At 73.2% G+C, this 15408-nt stretch carries 13 protein-coding genes; 2 read left to right on the top strand and 11 right to left on the bottom strand.

The genetic code is table 11. From position 1 onward, the window contains the following. Positions 1–58: 58 nt before the first annotated feature. The 11 genes from ACFVSN_RS40145 to ACFVSN_RS40095 all read right to left on the bottom strand — a co-directional run bounded on the left by ACFVSN_RS40145 (position 59) and on the right by ACFVSN_RS40095 (position 13411). On the bottom strand, positions 59–232 hold the full coding sequence (locus ACFVSN_RS40145) for a DUF6126 family protein (protein WP_329927495.1): 174 nt from the start codon (positions 230–232) through the stop codon (positions 59–61). A 10-nt stretch (positions 233–242) separates the two neighbouring features. Beyond that, positions 243–878, bottom strand: a complete 636-nt coding sequence (locus ACFVSN_RS40140; protein ID WP_380436848.1) for a helix-turn-helix domain-containing protein — start codon at positions 876–878, stop codon at positions 243–245. A gap of 70 nt (positions 879–948) precedes the next feature. Next, positions 949–2661, bottom strand: a complete 1713-nt coding sequence (locus ACFVSN_RS40135; protein WP_380505626.1) for a pyruvate dehydrogenase — start codon at positions 2659–2661, stop codon at positions 949–951. Between the two features lie 144 nt (positions 2662–2805). Then, positions 2806–5217, bottom strand: a complete 2412-nt coding sequence (locus ACFVSN_RS40130) for a glycoside hydrolase family 65 protein (protein ID WP_380436846.1) — start codon at positions 5215–5217, stop codon at positions 2806–2808. Continuing rightward, positions 5214–5960, bottom strand: a complete 747-nt coding sequence (locus ACFVSN_RS40125; RefSeq protein WP_380436844.1) for an HAD family hydrolase — start codon at positions 5958–5960, stop codon at positions 5214–5216. Before ACFVSN_RS40125 ends, ACFVSN_RS40130 begins: the two co-directional genes overlap by 4 nt. Before the next feature lie 202 nt (positions 5961–6162). Next, positions 6163–6612 carry an SRPBCC domain-containing protein gene (locus tag ACFVSN_RS40120; protein WP_380436842.1) on the bottom strand — a complete coding sequence of 150 codons (450 nt, stop codon included), beginning with the start codon at positions 6610–6612 and terminating at the stop codon, positions 6163–6165. 99 nt (positions 6613–6711) lie between these two features. Beyond that, complete coding sequence (locus tag ACFVSN_RS40115; protein ID WP_380436840.1) at positions 6712–8433, bottom strand: LCP family protein; 1722 nt, start codon at positions 8431–8433, stop codon at positions 6712–6714. A gap of 246 nt (positions 8434–8679) precedes the next feature. Further along, complete coding sequence (locus ACFVSN_RS40110; protein ID WP_387589923.1) at positions 8680–9138, bottom strand: nuclear transport factor 2 family protein; 459 nt, start codon at positions 9136–9138, stop codon at positions 8680–8682. Positions 9139–9143: 5 nt separating this feature from the next. Next, positions 9144–10103 carry an NAD-dependent epimerase/dehydratase family protein gene (locus ACFVSN_RS40105; RefSeq protein ID WP_380436836.1) on the bottom strand — a complete coding sequence of 320 codons (960 nt, stop codon included), beginning with the start codon at positions 10101–10103 and terminating at the stop codon, positions 9144–9146. Positions 10104–10123: 20 nt separating this feature from the next. Continuing rightward, positions 10124–12910, bottom strand: a complete 2787-nt coding sequence (locus tag ACFVSN_RS40100; RefSeq protein WP_387958357.1) for an AMP-binding protein — start codon at positions 12908–12910, stop codon at positions 10124–10126. A gap of 318 nt (positions 12911–13228) precedes the next feature. Continuing rightward, positions 13229–13411, bottom strand: a complete 183-nt coding sequence (locus tag ACFVSN_RS40095) for a hypothetical protein (RefSeq protein ID WP_387589918.1) — start codon at positions 13409–13411, stop codon at positions 13229–13231. A gap of 191 nt (positions 13412–13602) precedes the next feature. Here ACFVSN_RS40095 and ACFVSN_RS40090 point away from each other — a divergent pair, with 191 nt between their 5' ends. Next, complete coding sequence (locus tag ACFVSN_RS40090; RefSeq protein ID WP_380436830.1) at positions 13603–14382, top strand: DNA-binding response regulator; 780 nt, start codon at positions 13603–13605, stop codon at positions 14380–14382. Between the two features lie 132 nt (positions 14383–14514). Continuing rightward, the gene (locus ACFVSN_RS40085; RefSeq protein ID WP_387589915.1) at positions 14515–15306 is read left to right on the top strand and encodes a LuxR family transcriptional regulator; all 792 of its coding nucleotides are present in this window, start codon (positions 14515–14517) and stop codon (positions 15304–15306) included. Positions 15307–15408: the final 102 nt, after the last annotated feature.

Here is a 15408-nt window from a genome sequence, read left to right as displayed (position 1 = left end):
GAGGAGGATGGCTAGGGGACAGGGACGCGGGGATCGGAGCGGCTGTCCCACGTCTCAACTACTTGTTGCGGCCGCCCAGTTCGAACAGCAGCATGATGAAGCCGGCGAAGGCGTGGATGCCCGCGGTGTAGATGACCAGGCGGACGGCGACGCGGCGGTTGGCCCACTTGCCGGCGTCGATGGTCTTGGGGGCCTCGGGGGTCGAGGTGTGGGTGGTCGGGTCAGCGGCCATGGTTGCCTCCTCAGTGCGGTGCGGCAGGGCCGCCGCCGAGGCAGAGTTCGCCGCCGGGGCTCTGCAGCAGGGTGTGGACGAAGAGCAGCTCGACCCCGTGCGCCGACTCGGCGGCGATGCAGTGCGGGGTGAGCGAGTCGAAGTGGGCGGAGTCGCCGACGGCCAGGTGGTGGACGCGGTCGCCGAGCGTCAGCCGCAGGGCGCCCTGGAGGACGTACAGCCACTCCTCGCCCGGGTGGACCCGGACGACGGCGTCCTGCACGCCCGGCGGCACGTGGACCCGCAGGGCCTGCATGGCCCGGCCGGGGGCGCCGGCCCGCCGGTAGCCCCAGCCGCCGGCCCGGCCGGGCTCGATGACGCCGCCGCGGACCACCGGGTCGGGTTCGGTCATCGCCTCGCCCAGCAGCCCGGAGACGGACGTGCCGTAGGCGCGGGCGAGGCCGAGCAGGACGGGCAGCGACGGCTGGCGCCGGCCGGTCTCCAGCCGGGACAGATAGGCTGGGGACAGTCCGACCCGGGCGGCCGCCACCTCCAGCGTGAGGCGGCTGCTGTGCCGGTGCTCGCGGAGCCTGGCGGCGAGGCCGGCGACCTCCTGGTCGTCGAGCTGCTCGCCTGCGGCGGGGGCGCCGGTGGGGCTGGTGGTCATGTGACCAGTGGACACCTCGCGTGCCGCACGGGCAAGAAATTTGCCCCTCAGGCAAATCCGCGCGGAGGGCTCAGGGCCGCGGGATGTTGCGCAGGTTGCTCCGGGCCAGGTCGATCATGCGTCCCACCCCGCCGGAGAGCACCGTGCGGCCCGCCGCCAGGGCGAAGCCCTTCAGCTGGGCGGCCGTGATGTGCGGCGGGATGGACAGCGCGTTCGGGTCGGTGACCACGTCGACCAGCGCGGGCCCGGGCCGGTCCAGTGCCTCGGCCAGCACCTCCCGCACCCGGGCCGGCTCGGTCACCCGTTTCGCCGGGATGCCCATCGCCCGCGCGATCCCGGCGTAGTCCACGTCGCCGTTGTCGATCTGCCACTCGGGGTAGCCGGAGACGAGCATCTCCAGCTTGATCATGCCGAGCGCGCCGTTGTTGAAGACCACGGTCTTCACCGGCAGCCGGTGCTTGGCCACCGTGAGCAGCTCGCCGAGCAGCATGCCGATCCCGCCGTCGCCCGCCATCGCGATCACCTGCCGCCCGGGGCAGGCGAGTTGGGCGCCGATCGCGTGCGGCAGGGCGTTGGCCATCGAGCCGTGCAGGAAGGAGCCGATCACCCGGCGGCGGCCGTTCGGCTGGAGGTAGCGGGCGGCCCAGACGTTGTTCATGCCGGTGTCCACGGTGAACACCGCGTCGTGGGCGGCCACGTCGTCGAGCACCGAGGCGACGTACTCGGGGTGGATCGGCAGGTGCGACTCGATGTCCCGGGTGTAGGCGCCGACGACGTCCTCCAGCGCCTTGCAGTGCTTGCGCAGCATCTCGTCCAGGAACGACCGGTCCGGCTTCGGCTCCAGCAGCGGCAGGACGGCCCGCAGGGTCGCGGCGACGTCCCCGTGGACGGCCAGCTCCAGGACCGTCCGGCGGCCCAGCCGGGTGGCGTCGTGGTCGACCTGGACGGTGCGGGCCTGCGGGAGGAACGAGTCGTACGGGAAGTCGGTGCCGAGCAGCACCACCAGGTCCGCGCCGTGCAGGGCCTCGTGGCAGGCGCCGTAGCCGAGCAGGCCGCTCATCCCGACGTCGTACGGGTTGTCGTGCTGGATCCACTCCTTGCCGCGCAGCGAGTGGCCCACCGGCGCGTTCAGGGCCTCCGCCACGGCCAGCACCTCGGCGTGCGCGTCCCGGACGCCGGCGCCGCAGAACAGGGCCACCCGGCGGGCCGGGTTGAGCAGTTCGGCGAGCGCCCGCACCTGCGCCCAGGGCGGGGCGGCGACGGCCTGCTCGGTCAGGAAGTGGCCGCTGCCGGTCGGGCCGGCGGCGGGCAGCGCGGCGACGTCCCCGGGGAAGGCGAGGACGGAGACGCCGCGGGCGCCGAGCGCGTGCTGGATCGCGATCCGCAGCAGGCGGGGCAGCTGGGCGGGGGTCGAGAGCATCTCGCACCAGCTGCTGCAGTCGGTGAACACCCGCTCGGGGTGGGTCTCCTGGAAGAACCCGGTGCCGATCTGCCCGGACGGGATGTGGGAGGCCAGCGCGAGGACGGGCAGGCCGCTGCGCTGGGCGTCGTACAGGCCCTGCACGAGGTGGGTGTTGCCGGGGCCGCAGGAGCCGGCGCAGACCGCGAGCCGGCCGCTGAGCTCGGCCTCGGCGGCCGCGGCGAACGCACCGGCCTCCTCGTTGCGGACGTGCACCCAGCCGATGCCCTCCGCGCGGCGGATGGCGTCGACGACCGGGTTGAGGCTGTCGCCGACGACGCCGTAGACCCGCTCCACGCCGGCCTGCCGGAGCACCTCCACCATCTGTTCGGCCACGCTCGCCACGGGGTCTCCTCGATCGGCTGCCGGATGACGCGGGACACCTGCACCCTCCGGGGAGGGGGGTGCAGGTGCACGGCGGGGAGGCCGAACGGGTGAACGGGCGGAGGCCCGGAAGTCGGGCCGCCGCTACTCCGCCGCCAGGTGGTCGGGGTTCTGGCCGCCGACCTTGCCCGCCGCGAGACCGGCCTGGGGCTGGCGGCGGGCGGGTTCGCGGCCGGGGGGCTGGGCGCAGCGCTCCTGGGCGGGCGGGGCGGTGGTCGGGAGGGTGACCGGCTCCCCGGCCTTCAGCTGGACCGTGTCGCCGTCGTGCCGCAGGTGGATCACCTCGCCCCGGCGCAGCGTGTAGGTCGTCCCGTCGTGGGTGATCTCGACGCCGAGCAGCATGCCGCGGACCATCAGCGAGAAGCCGAGCTTGGTGAGCCCGGCGGGCAGCCGGGGCCGGAAGGAGAGCGTCTCGCCGTGGTCGCGCAGGCCGCCGAGGCCGGCCACGAGGGCGATGCAGGCCCCCGCGAGGGAGGCCATGTGGAGGCCGTCGCGGGTGTTGCCGCCGAGGTCGTGGAGGTCCATGAGGGCGGCTTCGGCGGTGTAGTCGTACGCGAGGTCGAGCTGGCCGACCTCGGCGGCGATGACCGCCTGGGTGCAGGCGGAGAGGGAGGAGTCGCGGACGGTGAGGCGCTCGTAGTAGGCGAAGTTGCGGGCCTTCTGCTCGTCGGTGAAGGCGTCGCCGCGGACCTGCATGGCGAGCACGAGGTCGGCCTGTTTGACGACCTGCTTCCGGTAGAGGTCGAAGTACGGGTAGTGCAGCAGCAGCGGGTACTTCTCGGGCGGGGTGCGCTCGAAGTCCCAGACCTGGTGGTGGGTGAAGCCGTCGGCCTGGGGGTGGACGCCGAGGCTCTCGTCGTAGGGGACGTACATCGCGGCGGCGGCGTCGCGCCAGGCGGCGGTCTCCTCGGTGTCGACGCCGAGGTCGGCGGCCTCGCGGGGGTGGCGGCCGGCGGCCTCGGCGGCGGCGCGCAGGTTCGTCTGCGCCATGAGGTTGGTGTAGACGTTGTTGTCGGCGACGGCGCTGTACTCGTCGGGGCCGGTGACGCCCTCGATGCGGAACTTGCCGGCGGCGTCGTGGTGGCCGAGCGAGCGCCACATCCGGGCGGTCTCGACGAGGAGTGCGAGCCCGTACTCGCGCTCGAACTCGACGTCGGCGGTGGCCCGGACGTAGCGGGCGACGGCGGCGGCGATGTCGGCGCCGATGTGGAAGGCGGCGGTGCCGGCCGGCCAGTAGCCGGAGCACTCCTCGCCGCGGATCGTCCGCCAGGGGAACACCGCTCCGGCCAGGCCGAGTTGGGCCGCTCGCTCGCGGGCGAGCGGGAGGGTGGTGTGCCGCCAGCGCAGGGCCTGGTTGACGGCGGCGGGCAGGCAGTAGGTGAGGACCGGCAGGACGAAGGTCTCGGTGTCCCAGAAGCTGTGGCCGTCGTAGCCGGGGCCGGTCAGCCCCTTGGCGGGGATGGCGCGCTCCTCGCTGCGGGCGCCGGCCTGGAGGACGTGGAAGACGGCGAACCGGACGGCCTGCTGGAGTTCGACGTCGCCCTCGATCTCGATGTCGCTGGTCTTCCAGAACTCCCGCAGGTAGTCGGCCTGTTCGGCGACGAGGCCGTCCCAGCCGGTGTACCGGGCGGCGGTCAGCGCGGCCTCGACCTGGTCGCGGACGGCGGGCAGCGAGCGGGTCGCGGACCAGCCGTAGGACATGAACTTGACCAGCCGCAGGCGCTGTCCGGGGGCGAGGACGGTGGTGACGCTGATCCGGCACTGGTCGGCGCCGGCCTCGGCCACGGTGTCGAGCCGCTCCGGGCCCTCGATGACGTGGTCCATGCCGGCCGCGACCCGGATGCCGCTGTAGCGGGTGCGGTGCACCAGGACGGCCTTCGTCCCGTCGGCGTGGTGGGCCTCGGGCTGGAGGGGCGCCTCCAGGACGGCGGCGGCGCGCGGGTCGCCCTCGGGGCCGCCGGGGAGCTGCTCGTTGGCGACGAGCTCGGACTGGAGCACGATCCGCACCGGGCCGTCGACCGCCTCGACGGAGTACTCGACGGCGGCGATGGCGCGCTGGGTGAGCGAGACGAGCCTGGTCGAGCGGACCCGGATCGTGCGGCCGGCCGGGGAGGTCCACTCGGCCTCGCGGTGCAGCAGGCCGTCGCGGAAGTCCAGCCAGCGCCGGTGGCCGAGGAGTTCGCCGTAGCGCAGGTCGAAGGGCTCGTCGTCGACGAGCAGCCGGATGATCTTGCCGTTGGTCACGTTGATGACGCTCTGGCTGGACTCCGGGTAGCCGTAGCCGCCCTCGCCGTAGGGCAGCGGGCGGAGTTCGAAGACGCCGTTGAGGTAGGTGCCGGGCAGGCCGTGCGGCTCGCCCTCGTCGAGGTTGGCGCGCAGGCCGATGTGGCCGTTGGAGAGCGCGAACACGGACTCGGCACGGGCCAGCGCGGCCGGGTCGAGGCCGTGTTCGGAAACCTGCCACGGGTCGACGACGAAGGTGTCGGACGCGGTCATGCCCGCTCCCCCAGCAGTTCGGAGAGGTCGTCGACGACCACGGTGGCGCCGTCCCGGCGCAGTTCGGCGGCCTGGCCGGTGCGGTTGACGCCGACCACCGCGCCGAAGCCGCCGGCCCGGCCGGAGGCGACGCCGGCGAGGGCGTCCTCGAAGACGGCCGCGTGCGCGGGTTCGACGCCGAGGACCTTGGCCGCGTGCAGGTAGGTGTCGGGGGCCGGCTTTCCGGGCAGGCCCTCGCGCTTGGCGACGATCCCGTCCACGACCACGTCGAACAGGTCCTCGATGCCCGCGGCCCTGAGCACGTCCCGGCAGTTCGCGCTGGAGGAGACCACGGCGCTGGGCAGCCCGAGCGCGCGCAGCCGTCGCACGTAGGCCACCGAGCCGTCGTACGGCTGGACGCCCTGCTCGCGGATCATGCGCAGGACGGTGTCGTTCTTGGCGAGGCTGATCCCGTGCACGGTGGGGGCGTTCGGCGGATCGTCGTCGGTGCCCTCGGGCAGGTCGAAGCCCCGGCTTCGCAGGAAGGCGCGGGTGCCGTCGAGGCGTGGGCGGCCGTCGACGTAGGTGTCGTAGTCGGTGACGGCGTCGAAGGGGACGAACTGCCCGCCGGTGCGGGCTGCTTCGGCGCGCAGGAAGGTGTCGAAGGTGTCCTTCCAGGCCGCGGCGTGCACCACGGCGGTCTGGGTGAGCACCCCGTCGAGGTCGAAGAGGAAGGCGCGGATGTCGTCCGGTAGGCCCAGCATGGGTGCAGTCTTACCCGGGATGGCCCGTGATGCCGGGGAAGCCGCCGATTTCCCGGCGGCGCGTCGCGGGACGGGTGGCGGCATCGGGGGCCTCCCGTGGGCTCGGGGGGCGGGGCGGGGGCGGGTTCGGGGTACAGGACAACGATCGGCCCGCGGCGGCGATCCCGCCACCGGGCGGGGGCTCGGCGGGCTCGGGCGGGGCTCAGGCGGGGTCGTGGCGCCGGGCGGTGACGAAGTAGGGCTGGACCTTGCCGCTCTGCGCGTAGTCCTTGAGCCGGACGACCAGTTCCGCCCAGGTGCCGGCCACCATCGGGACGCCGTCCTCGCTGCCGGGCTGCCAGCCGCCGTGGCGGAACAGCAGCCGGGTGCGGTCGGGGGCGTCGGGCTGTTCGGCGAGGTCCCAGGTGATCCAGGTGCCGGCCCAGTGCGGCGGGAAGGCGCCGGTGTTCGCCCACACGACGCGGTCGAGGTCGGCGCGCTCGCGGCGCAGCCGGAAGGGCTCGGGGACGTCGGGGAAGTCGAAGAGCAGGATGTCGTCGTCGCGGTCGACGGCGGTGGTCCACCAGCTGGTGAGGCCGTCGTGGGTGTTGAGGGCGGCGAGGACGACGTCCCGGGGGGCGGCGATGTCGATCTGCAGGGCGATCTCGGGCATGGGATCCGCCTTTCGTGGCCCGCGGTCCCCCTCAGCCACCATGGCACGACCCCGGGACGGACGCGCCCCGGAGTCGTGCGATGCGGTGTACGGGTGCGGTCAGCCGCCGCTGCCGTAGGTGGTGTTCGCGCAGATGTCGTCGTCCGCGGAGCGGGCGTCGTTGGTGACGGTGGTGGGCAGCGGGGCCGGGGTGCCCGGGGTGCCGGCCGCGGGCGTGCCGCCGGGGGCGGCGGCGCCGTTGGCGGCGGCGAAGTCCTGGCCGACGATCACCGAGATGCCCCGCGAGCTGCTGGGCTCCAGGCTGGCGCCGGGGAACAGCGCGGCGACCTTCTCGGCGTTCGCCTTCTGGCTGGCGCTGTACTCGATCGTGGTGGTCTTGTACTTCGTGCTGGCCGCCTGGCCCGCCGTGGTGGCGGAGAACTTGGCGGCCTTGAGCTGCTCGGTCGCCTTGCCGGCCAGGCCGTTGGCGATCGTGCCGTTGTAGACGGCCACCTTCACGGACTCGTTGGAGGCGTCGCCGGCCGGGGCGGTCGAGGTCGGTGCGGCGGGCTGCGGCGAGCTCGGGGCGGCGGGGGCGCCGTCCTGCTGGCCGGTGGCGTTCTGGCCGTCGATGGTGTGGTCGGCCTTGAGGGTGTCCCAGAGCTTCTGGACGTCCGGCTGAACCAGGTCGATGTTGGCGTCCTGGGTGCGGTAGCGCCAGGGGGCCGTCACGAACTTGAGGTTGTGCATGTCGATGTTCTTCAGCGACAGGCCGAAGGACAGCAGCTTGTCGGCGGAGCTCAGCCCGGGGTCGACGGTCAGCGACTTGGTGGCGGCGTCGGCCAGCGGCAGCAGGTTGGTGGGGCTCAGCCCCTCCGACTTGATCTTGTTGGCGAGCGAGCTCATGAAGGCCTGCTGGCGCTTCATCCGGCCGATGTCGGAGCCGTCGCCGATGCCGTGCCGCAGCCGGACGTAGTCGAGCGCCTTCTGCCCGTCGACGGTCTGCTTGCCCTGCGGGAGGACGAGCTCGCCCTTCTTGTGCAGGTTGGGGTTGATGTCGCCCTCGTAGATGGCCTTGGGCAGGCACACGTCGACGCCGCCGACGGCCTTGGTCATCGAGGAGAAGCCGTTGAAGTCGACGACCATGGTGTGGTCGACCCGGATGCCGGTGAGCTTCTCGATCGTGTTCTGGGTACAGGCGGGGTTGCCGGCGTCGCTGCCGCCGACCGAGAACGCCGCGTTGAACAGGTCGTTCCCGGCCTTGGTCCACTTGCCGTTGGGCAGCTTGCAGGACGGGATCTGGACGATCGCGTTGCGCGGGATCGAGATGCCGACGGCGTGCTTGTGGTCGGCGTAGACGTGCAGCAGGATCGTCGTGTCCGAGCGGGCGCCGCCGTCCTCGCCGCCGCCGAGGTCGGAGTTGGAGCCGCCGCGGCTGTCGGAGCCGATGAGCAGCACGTTGACCGGCTTGTTGCCGTCCGCGTCGGCCTGGGCCTCCGGCGGGCGGTCGGTGGCTATCGCGTCCGCGTCGAAGGACTTGATGTTGGCGTTCAGCTTGAAGTAGATCGCGCCGCCGGTGCCGGCGAGCAGTACCAGGACGCCCGCCGCCGACCAGGCGACGATCTTCTTCACGTTCTTCTTCGGCTTCCGGCTGTTGCGGGCCGCCGCGCGGCCGCCGCCGCCCGCGGACGGGGCGCCCTTGCCGCCCTTGCCCTGTGCGGCCCGGCGGGCCTCGGCCCGTCCGCCGGCGCGCGGCTGCGGGACGGCGCTGTCGCCGTCCGTGGTGGCCGCGTCGGGCGCGTCCTCGCCACGAGCCGGGCTCTCGCCCCGTTTGCCTGCCATCCGCGTACCTTTCACCGCCGGAAGCGCTGCCCGTGATGATCGGGCACACCGTACTCTGGGAGACGGTCGGGACCGCACCCGGGTTGCACAATACGAAGGCCATATAAGAACTACGGCCATCACCGGAGAATACAAGCCGGTCGATCGCGCACCGTGTGACCAAGGTCTCCGGCACAGGCGGCGCAGCGCGGGCGGGAGCCCGGCCCGCCGTGCGCGAACCGGGATCCCGGGAGGTGGGGCGGTGTCTCAGCTCTCGATCACGCGGCGGAACAGCACGGTGTCGAATACGTCCTCCATGCGCACCGCGCGGCCCCCGCGCAGGGTCCAGGAGTGGATGAACGGCAGCGTCACGGTCGTGCCGCGCTTCGACGTGACCTCGCGCACACCGAAGACCACGACGCGGTCCCCGGCGGCCACGAACTCCTGTGGTCGCAGGCGCATTCCGCCGAGCACCGAGGGGACCTTCGCGAGGAACTCGCGCACGCCCGCGTGGCCGTGCTTGGTGCCGCCGAGGCCGTACTCGGCCATGCCGTCGGGGTGCACCCACTCGACGCGCGGGTCGAGGGTGTCCAGCAGCGCGGCGACGTCGCGGTCGTGGAAGGCCCGGTAGGCGCGCTCGATCAGGGCGCGGCTGCCGGTGGCGGCGGCATCGGCGGTGAGAGCGATGTCGGTCGGAACGGTGTCGGTGAGAACGGTGTCGGTCATGTCGGTCAGCGTCCCTTCGTCATGCTCTCGCCGCCCACGCGGCGGCCGTCCAGGTACTGCGGGTACATCACGCGCAGGGTGCGTTCGATGCCGTCGCGCCAGTCGACGGTGCACGGGCCGGTCAGCTTCCGGCGCAGCGTGGGATCGAACCGGTACGTCTCGCGGGTCACCTCGCTCGGGACGAGGTCCGCCGTCACACCGGTGAGCCGCTCGATGTGGCGGATGCAGTCGGTGACGCCGACGGACTGGTCGCCGCCCCAGTTGACGACGGTGGCCGGGGTGGCGGCGGCCGCCCAGAGGCGGGGCACCTGCGCCACCAGGTCGTCGGTGTGCAGGAGGGAGCACCAGTTCTGGCCCTCCAGCGGCACCTGGATCGGCTGTCCGGCCAGCATCGCCTTGAAGTACAGCATCGGCACGCCGCCGTAACTGCCGGGCCCGTAGGCGATGTTGAGCCGGGCGATGGTGGTGGGCAGGTCGAGCACCCGGGCGAAGGCGCGCACCGCGCCCTCGGTGGCGAGCTTGCCCATCGGGTAGGCGGGCAGCCAGTCGGCGGAGCCGTCCACCGGGTCGTCCTCGGTGTAGGCGTGGTCGAGGGTCCGGCGCTTGTAGAGCGCGCCGGTGGAGACGAACAGGAACGCCTCGGCGGTGCGGCAGTGCTCCATCAGGCGGCCGGTGGCGACGGCGTTGATCTCGGCGGTGGCGTTGAAGTCGCCGTCCTCGCCGCGGTGGACGGCGGAGTGCAGGACGTGGGTGAAGTCCCGCGGCAGTCCGGCGAGCGCCCGCTCGGAGCCGTCGGCCATGTCCCAGTGCCGGGTGCGGATGCCCCGGTCGGCCAGTGCCCGTTCGACGCCCGGCGTGCCGAACCGGCCGATGCACCAGACCTCGGCGTGTTCGGCGAGCGCCTCGGCGACCGGACGGGCGACCTGCCCGGTGCCGCCGGTGATCAGGATCTTCTTCCCCCGCATGGTGCTGCTGTGCTCCTTCGTCATCGGTGCGCGGCCCGCCGGCGGGCCAGTTCGTCGGCCCCGGCGAGCGCGTGGTCCAGTTCGCGGCGCAGGACCGCCTGGAAGGCGGCCACGTGGCGCGGGCCCATCAGGGTGTAGTGCTCGCCCGGCACCTCCACGTACCGGTTCTCCTCGCGGGCGTGCTCGTCCCAGCGCCGCAGCTCGTTGTCGAGCCACTCCTGGCGGGTGCCGCGCAGCGGGAGCGCGTGGAACACCGTCATCGAGCGGACGGCGCCGCTCGGCCGGTACTCCCGGCCCAGGCCGGTGAGGGTGTCGGCGATCTCCGCCCAGGCCGCGAACCGGTCGGCGTCCAGGTCGAGTTCGGCCAGCCGGTGCGGCGGGGCGAGGGCGACCAGCCGGGCGGCCTGCTCCTCGCACGGCAGGTGCCGCAGCGCGTCGGGGAGGTCGACGGACTGCTTCTTGTCGATCAGTTCCAGGAAGAGCGCCAGGTGGGCGGCCGTCTCGGCGTACCCCAGCTCCTCCATGCGGTACTTGATGTGCGGCGGCAGGTTGAAGCTGCCGACGAAGTCGACCCGCTCGCCCCGCGCCTCCAGGACCTTGGCGATCTCGAAGGCGACGGCGGCGCCGTAGGAGTACCCGGCCACCGCGTACGGGCCCTCGGGCTGCTCGGCGCGGATCGCGTCCACGTAGGCGTCGACCATCTCCTCGAAGGAGACGAAGGGCTTCTCGCCGTCGTTGAAGCCGCGGGCGCGCAGCGCGTGGAACGGGCGGTCGCCGACGAAGTACCGGGCGAGGTTGACGAAGACCAGCACCTCGCCGACGCCGGGGTGGACGCAGAACAGCGGGGTCTTGTCGCCGCCGGTCTGCATCGGCACCAGCGGGTCGTACGGCCGGGCGGCGCCCGGGGCGGCGGCGGGCTCGGCGAGGCGGGCGGCCAGGGCGCGGACGGTCGGCGCGGTGAGCACCGTGATGACCTCCAGGCCGGTGACGCCGAGCCGCTCGGCCACGCTGGCGCGCAGCCGCAGGATGTCGAGCGAGGTGCCGCCGAGGTCGAAGAAGCCCGCGGTGGCGCTGATCGCGGCCGGGTCGCAGTCGAACAGCTCGGCGTAGATCGCGGCGAGGGCGAGCTCGACCGGGCCCTCGGGCGCGGTGTACCCGCCGAGCATGCGCGTCGTCAGGTCAAAGACGGCGGACTGCTGCCCGGCGTACGCCCCCTCCTCCAGGCGGCGGCGCATCAGGGCGCGCTGGATCTTGCCGAGGCTGGTCTTGGGGAACGCCTCGGCGGGAAGGGGCAGGACCAGGGCCGGCCGGAAGCCCCAGTGCGTGACGACGGTCGCGCGGACGGCGGTGAGCACCCGGTGCAGGGCGGTCTCGTCGCCCTCCGGCAGGTCGGGGTGGAAGGCGATCACCAGCTGCTCGGTGTCGCTGCCCGCCGGGCGGGTCGGGAAGGCGGCGACGTAGGAGCGGGCGACGCCGTCGAGCTGTTCGAGGGCGGCCTCGACGTCGTGGCTGAAGTACGTGACGCCGTTGACGATGACGCTGTCCTTGCTGCGTCCGACGAGGGTGAGCCGGCCGCCGTCGATCCGGCCGAGGTCGCCGCTGCGGAACCAGCCGTCGGCGGTGAAGGCCCCGGCGGTGGCCGCCGGGTCGCGGAAGTAGCCGCCGGTGATCATCGGGCCGGTCAGCTGGAGCTCGCCGACCGCGCCCTCGGGCAGCGGGCGGTCGTCCGGGCCGGCGATGCGGACGGACAGGCCGGGGACGGGGGTGCCCAGGTTGGCGAACTCGGCGCCGCGGTCGGTGGCCGGGAAGCCGTGGCGGGAGTAGACGCTGCCGGCGCAGGTCTCGGTCATGCCGAAGGCGGGCCACAGGGCGTCCCCGGCCAGGCCGTACGGCGCGAGCCTCTCCAGAAACGTTTCTCCGGTGCTGACCAGGACGGCCTCGCCGCCGCTGATGATCTGCCGGACCCGGCTCAGGTCGAGCCGCTCGTCCCCGGCGTCCAGCCGGTCGGCGGCGGCGGAGACCAGGCCGAGGAGGAAGTTCGGCGCGAAGGTCATCGTCACGCCGTGCCGGGACAGCAGCCGCGGGAACTCCAGCGGGTCGGCGAGCACCGCGGCGGGGGCGACGTGCAGCTGGCGGGCGCCGACGGACAGCGGCAGCAGGTGGCACTCCAGCAGCGCGGCGACGTGGTCGAAGGAGACCCAGTTCAGCGTGACGTCGGCGGCGTCCAGCCGGTGCGCGGCGTTCTTGGCCGCCATCGAGGCCAGCAGGTTGGCGTGGCTGAGCATGACGGCCTTGGAGTTGCTGGTGGACCCGGAGGTCAGCATCAGCACGGCGGTGTCCCCGGGGGCGGCGCGGTGCAACTCCGCGGCGGGCTCGCCGGACAACTCCTCCAGGACGGCGAGCGGGCGGTCCCGGTCGGGCGGGAGGGCGGCGGCCAGGCCGGCGGTGGTGACCGTCAGCGGACCGTCCAGCAGGGCGTCGACGTGGCCGAGCCGGGCGGCCCACCGCTCCGGGTCGGCGGCGGCCGGCGCGGCCAGCGGGCACGGGACGAAGCCGCCGAGCACGGCGCCCCAGAACGCGGGCAGGAAGTCCTCGGCGCGCTCCAGGATCAGCACCACCCGGTCGCCGGGGCGCAGACCGCGGGCCCGCAGGCCGGTCAGGACGCGCCGGGCGGCGTCGAGCAGGGCCGGGTAGCTCTGATCGGTCGGATCGGCGCCGGCGGCGCCGGGGCCGTGGCCGAGGCCCGTCGCCGGATGCCGCTCGGCGACGTCCAGCAGCAGGTCGGTGAGGTTGGTGGGACGTGTCACGGGCCGTCTGTCTCCTGGCTTCGGGGCGCGCCGGGGCAGCCCGCCTGGCACGCCGAACAGGGGTGAGGACCACAGGGGTGCGGATGTCCGCAGCGTGGCGCGACCGGACGGTTCAGCGCGGGGACGCCGGCGACGGCACCGCCCGCCACCGCGCCGTCGCGCCGGTGGCCGGCCGGGCCGGCAAAGTTATGGGCCGAAAAGTCCCCGTCTGACGTATGGTCACGCCGCTTACCGTAAGGTCGGACCAGTCCAGGCCGGCCGGGCGAGTTCAGGGTTGGCCGGAAGGGGACAGGGCCGCGACCGGCGGTGAGGGGCGGGCTACTTCTCGTGAGGAAAACGGAATGCCGACCGCTCCTTTCCGGTGCCCGAGTGCAGGTTGATGCCAGGGCGGCTGGAGATTCGCCAGGTCGGTGGTGGGAAAATCCCGGCCTGATATATGCCCGTCGCGATGTCGTTCGCGATGTCGTTCGCGATGCCGTTCGCGATGTCCTTCGAGCCCACCCCGCGACGCACCCGCCGAGTGCGGGCTCAAAGGCCCTTGACCTGCGGTTTTGAGCAAAGGTTGACTGGCTTCGAACAGCCGAACTACTGTCAGTCGCAGGTGGTCTGATCAGGTGTCATCTGACATGTTCTTGATTAAACAGTTGAACGTCGAATGAACGGAAAGACCACCACCGTAAGGGGGGACGCAAGTGACCAGTGCAGCCGGTTCGCCGAACGGCCCTGGCCAGGAGGAATCGACGCCGGGCGATCACGCCGCGCACGTCGAAAAGACCCTGCTCCAGGCGCGGGCACTGATCGAATCCACCGTCTCGCTCTACCGGCAGCGCCCCGACCAGGGCCCCCCCGCCCCGCACACCGATGTCACCGCCCTCGGCGAGGCCGTCGAACAGCTCGTGCACGGCGCCCGGCACTCGGTCTGCGTCGCCGTCACCGGCACCGGGCCCTTCGAGCAGATCGCCCGCGACGCCCTGACCACCATGCGCCCCGGCACCGTCGTCCGGGTCCTCTGCGCCCCCGGCGTCGCCGACTGCGCCCTGGCCAAGCTCGCCCACGCGCCCGGCGCCCGCTTCGAGATCCGCGTCTCCGAGGCCGACCTGCGCGACATCGTCATCTCCGACGGCGCCGCCGCCCTCGTCCGCGCCTCCGCCGGCAACGCCAAGGGCCAGGCCACGCTGGTCAACGACCGGGCCGCGGTCCGCGCCCTGGAGCTGCTCTTCGCCGGCGCCTGGTCGCTCGGCCGCAAGCTCGACGACCACCTCGCGCTCAGCCCCCGCCTGCTCGGCGACCTCACCCGCAGCATCCTGGAGCGGCTGCGCAGCGGCTACACCGACGAGGCGGCCGCCCGCGACCTCAGCATGTCCCTGCGCACCTACCGGCGCCACGTCGCCGAGATCATGCGCGAACTCGGTGCCAGCTCCCGCTTCCAGGCCGGCGTGCGCGCGGTCGAGCTGGGCCTGCTCCACGAGTGACAGCCTGTCTTCGGCGCCCCTGCGGGCCCTGCGGGACAGGGCCGGGCGCCGTCCCCGACCACACGGGGAGGACCGCGGCCCACCAGCCGCGGCGCAGTGAGTAACACCAACGGGGAAACTGGTGAGTACGACGTGCCCATCGAGGCAGAGGACGAACTGGAAAGAGCACTCCTGGAAGTGCGGTCGCTGATCGAGTCGACGGTGGCCATCCACCGCGACCGCAGCCACCGGGCCCAGCAGATCGCCACGGTGGAGGGCGGCTACCGGGCGGTGCTCGACACCGCCGCCGCCCTCATCCGCAGCGCCGTGCGCAGCATCGACATCGTGCACGCGCGAATGCCCGGCGCCGAGGAACAGGAGCCCGGGCTCAGCGAGTTCGCCGAGCGAAGACTGATCTACGGCGCCGCCGAGACCATCTCCGTGCGGCTGCTGACGAACCCTTCGATGATCGACGAGGACTTCGTCCGCGAGCAGCTCGCCAAGGAGCGGCCGGTGGCGATCCGGGTGGCCCGGGTGCCCCCGCTCCAGGCGCTGCTGGTGGACGGCACGACCGCGCTGGTCGTCGCCGAGTCGGCCACCGGCGTCCGGGCCTCCGTCATCCGCGAGCCCAAGGTGGTCTTCACGCTGGGCTCGCTGTACGAGAGCGTGTGGCGCAACGCCGTCCCGGCCGGCGAGCGGATCGTCTTCGGCGACCGGGACCGGGCCGCGCTCGCCCAGCAGATCCTCGGCGCGCTGCGGGCCGGCGTCACCGACGAGGTCGCCGCCCGCGAACTCACCGTCTCGGTGCGCACCTACCGCCGGCACGTCGCCGAGATCATGGCGATGCTCGGCGCGCAGTCCCGCTTCCAGGCCGGCGTGCGCGCCGCCGAACTCGGCCTGCTGCGGCCCGCCCGGCCGGGGCCCGGCGGCGGCCCGGGCGCCTGAGGCCGCAACGTTCCACCGGGCGCCGGGCGAGTGGCAGCTTCCTGAAGGGTCTGTTGCCGCTCCCCCGGCGCCCTCGGTTGTATGGGCCGCGGAAAGGGGTCC

Origin of the sequence: Kitasatospora sp. NPDC057904, assembly GCF_042887925.1 — a bacterium.
GTDB lineage: Bacteria > Actinomycetota > Actinomycetes > Streptomycetales > Streptomycetaceae > Kitasatospora.
This window is presented reverse-complemented; position numbering and strand designations above follow the sequence as displayed.

Coding starts and splice junctions, on each gene's coding strand:
- ACFVSN_RS40145 (WP_329927495.1), bottom strand. CDS start 232: ATGGCCGCTGACCCGACCACCCACACCTCGACCCCCGAGGCCCCCAAG.
- ACFVSN_RS40140 (WP_380436848.1), bottom strand. CDS start 878: ATGACCACCAGCCCCACCGGCGCCCCCGCCGCAGGCGAGCAGCTCGAC.
- ACFVSN_RS40135 (WP_380505626.1), bottom strand. CDS start 2,661: ATGGTGGAGGTGCTCCGGCAGGCCGGCGTGGAGCGGGTCTACGGCGTC.
- ACFVSN_RS40130 (WP_380436846.1), bottom strand. CDS start 5,217: ATGACCGCGTCCGACACCTTCGTCGTCGACCCGTGGCAGGTTTCCGAA.
- ACFVSN_RS40125 (WP_380436844.1), bottom strand. CDS start 5,960: ATGCTGGGCCTACCGGACGACATCCGCGCCTTCCTCTTCGACCTCGAC.
- ACFVSN_RS40120 (WP_380436842.1), bottom strand. CDS start 6,612: ATGCCCGAGATCGCCCTGCAGATCGACATCGCCGCCCCCCGGGACGTC.
- ACFVSN_RS40115 (WP_380436840.1), bottom strand. CDS start 8,433: ATGGCAGGCAAACGGGGCGAGAGCCCGGCTCGTGGCGAGGACGCGCCC.
- ACFVSN_RS40110 (WP_387589923.1), bottom strand. CDS start 9,138: ATGACCGACACCGTTCTCACCGACACCGTTCCGACCGACATCGCTCTC.
- ACFVSN_RS40105 (WP_380436836.1), bottom strand. CDS start 10,103: ATGCGGGGGAAGAAGATCCTGATCACCGGCGGCACCGGGCAGGTCGCC.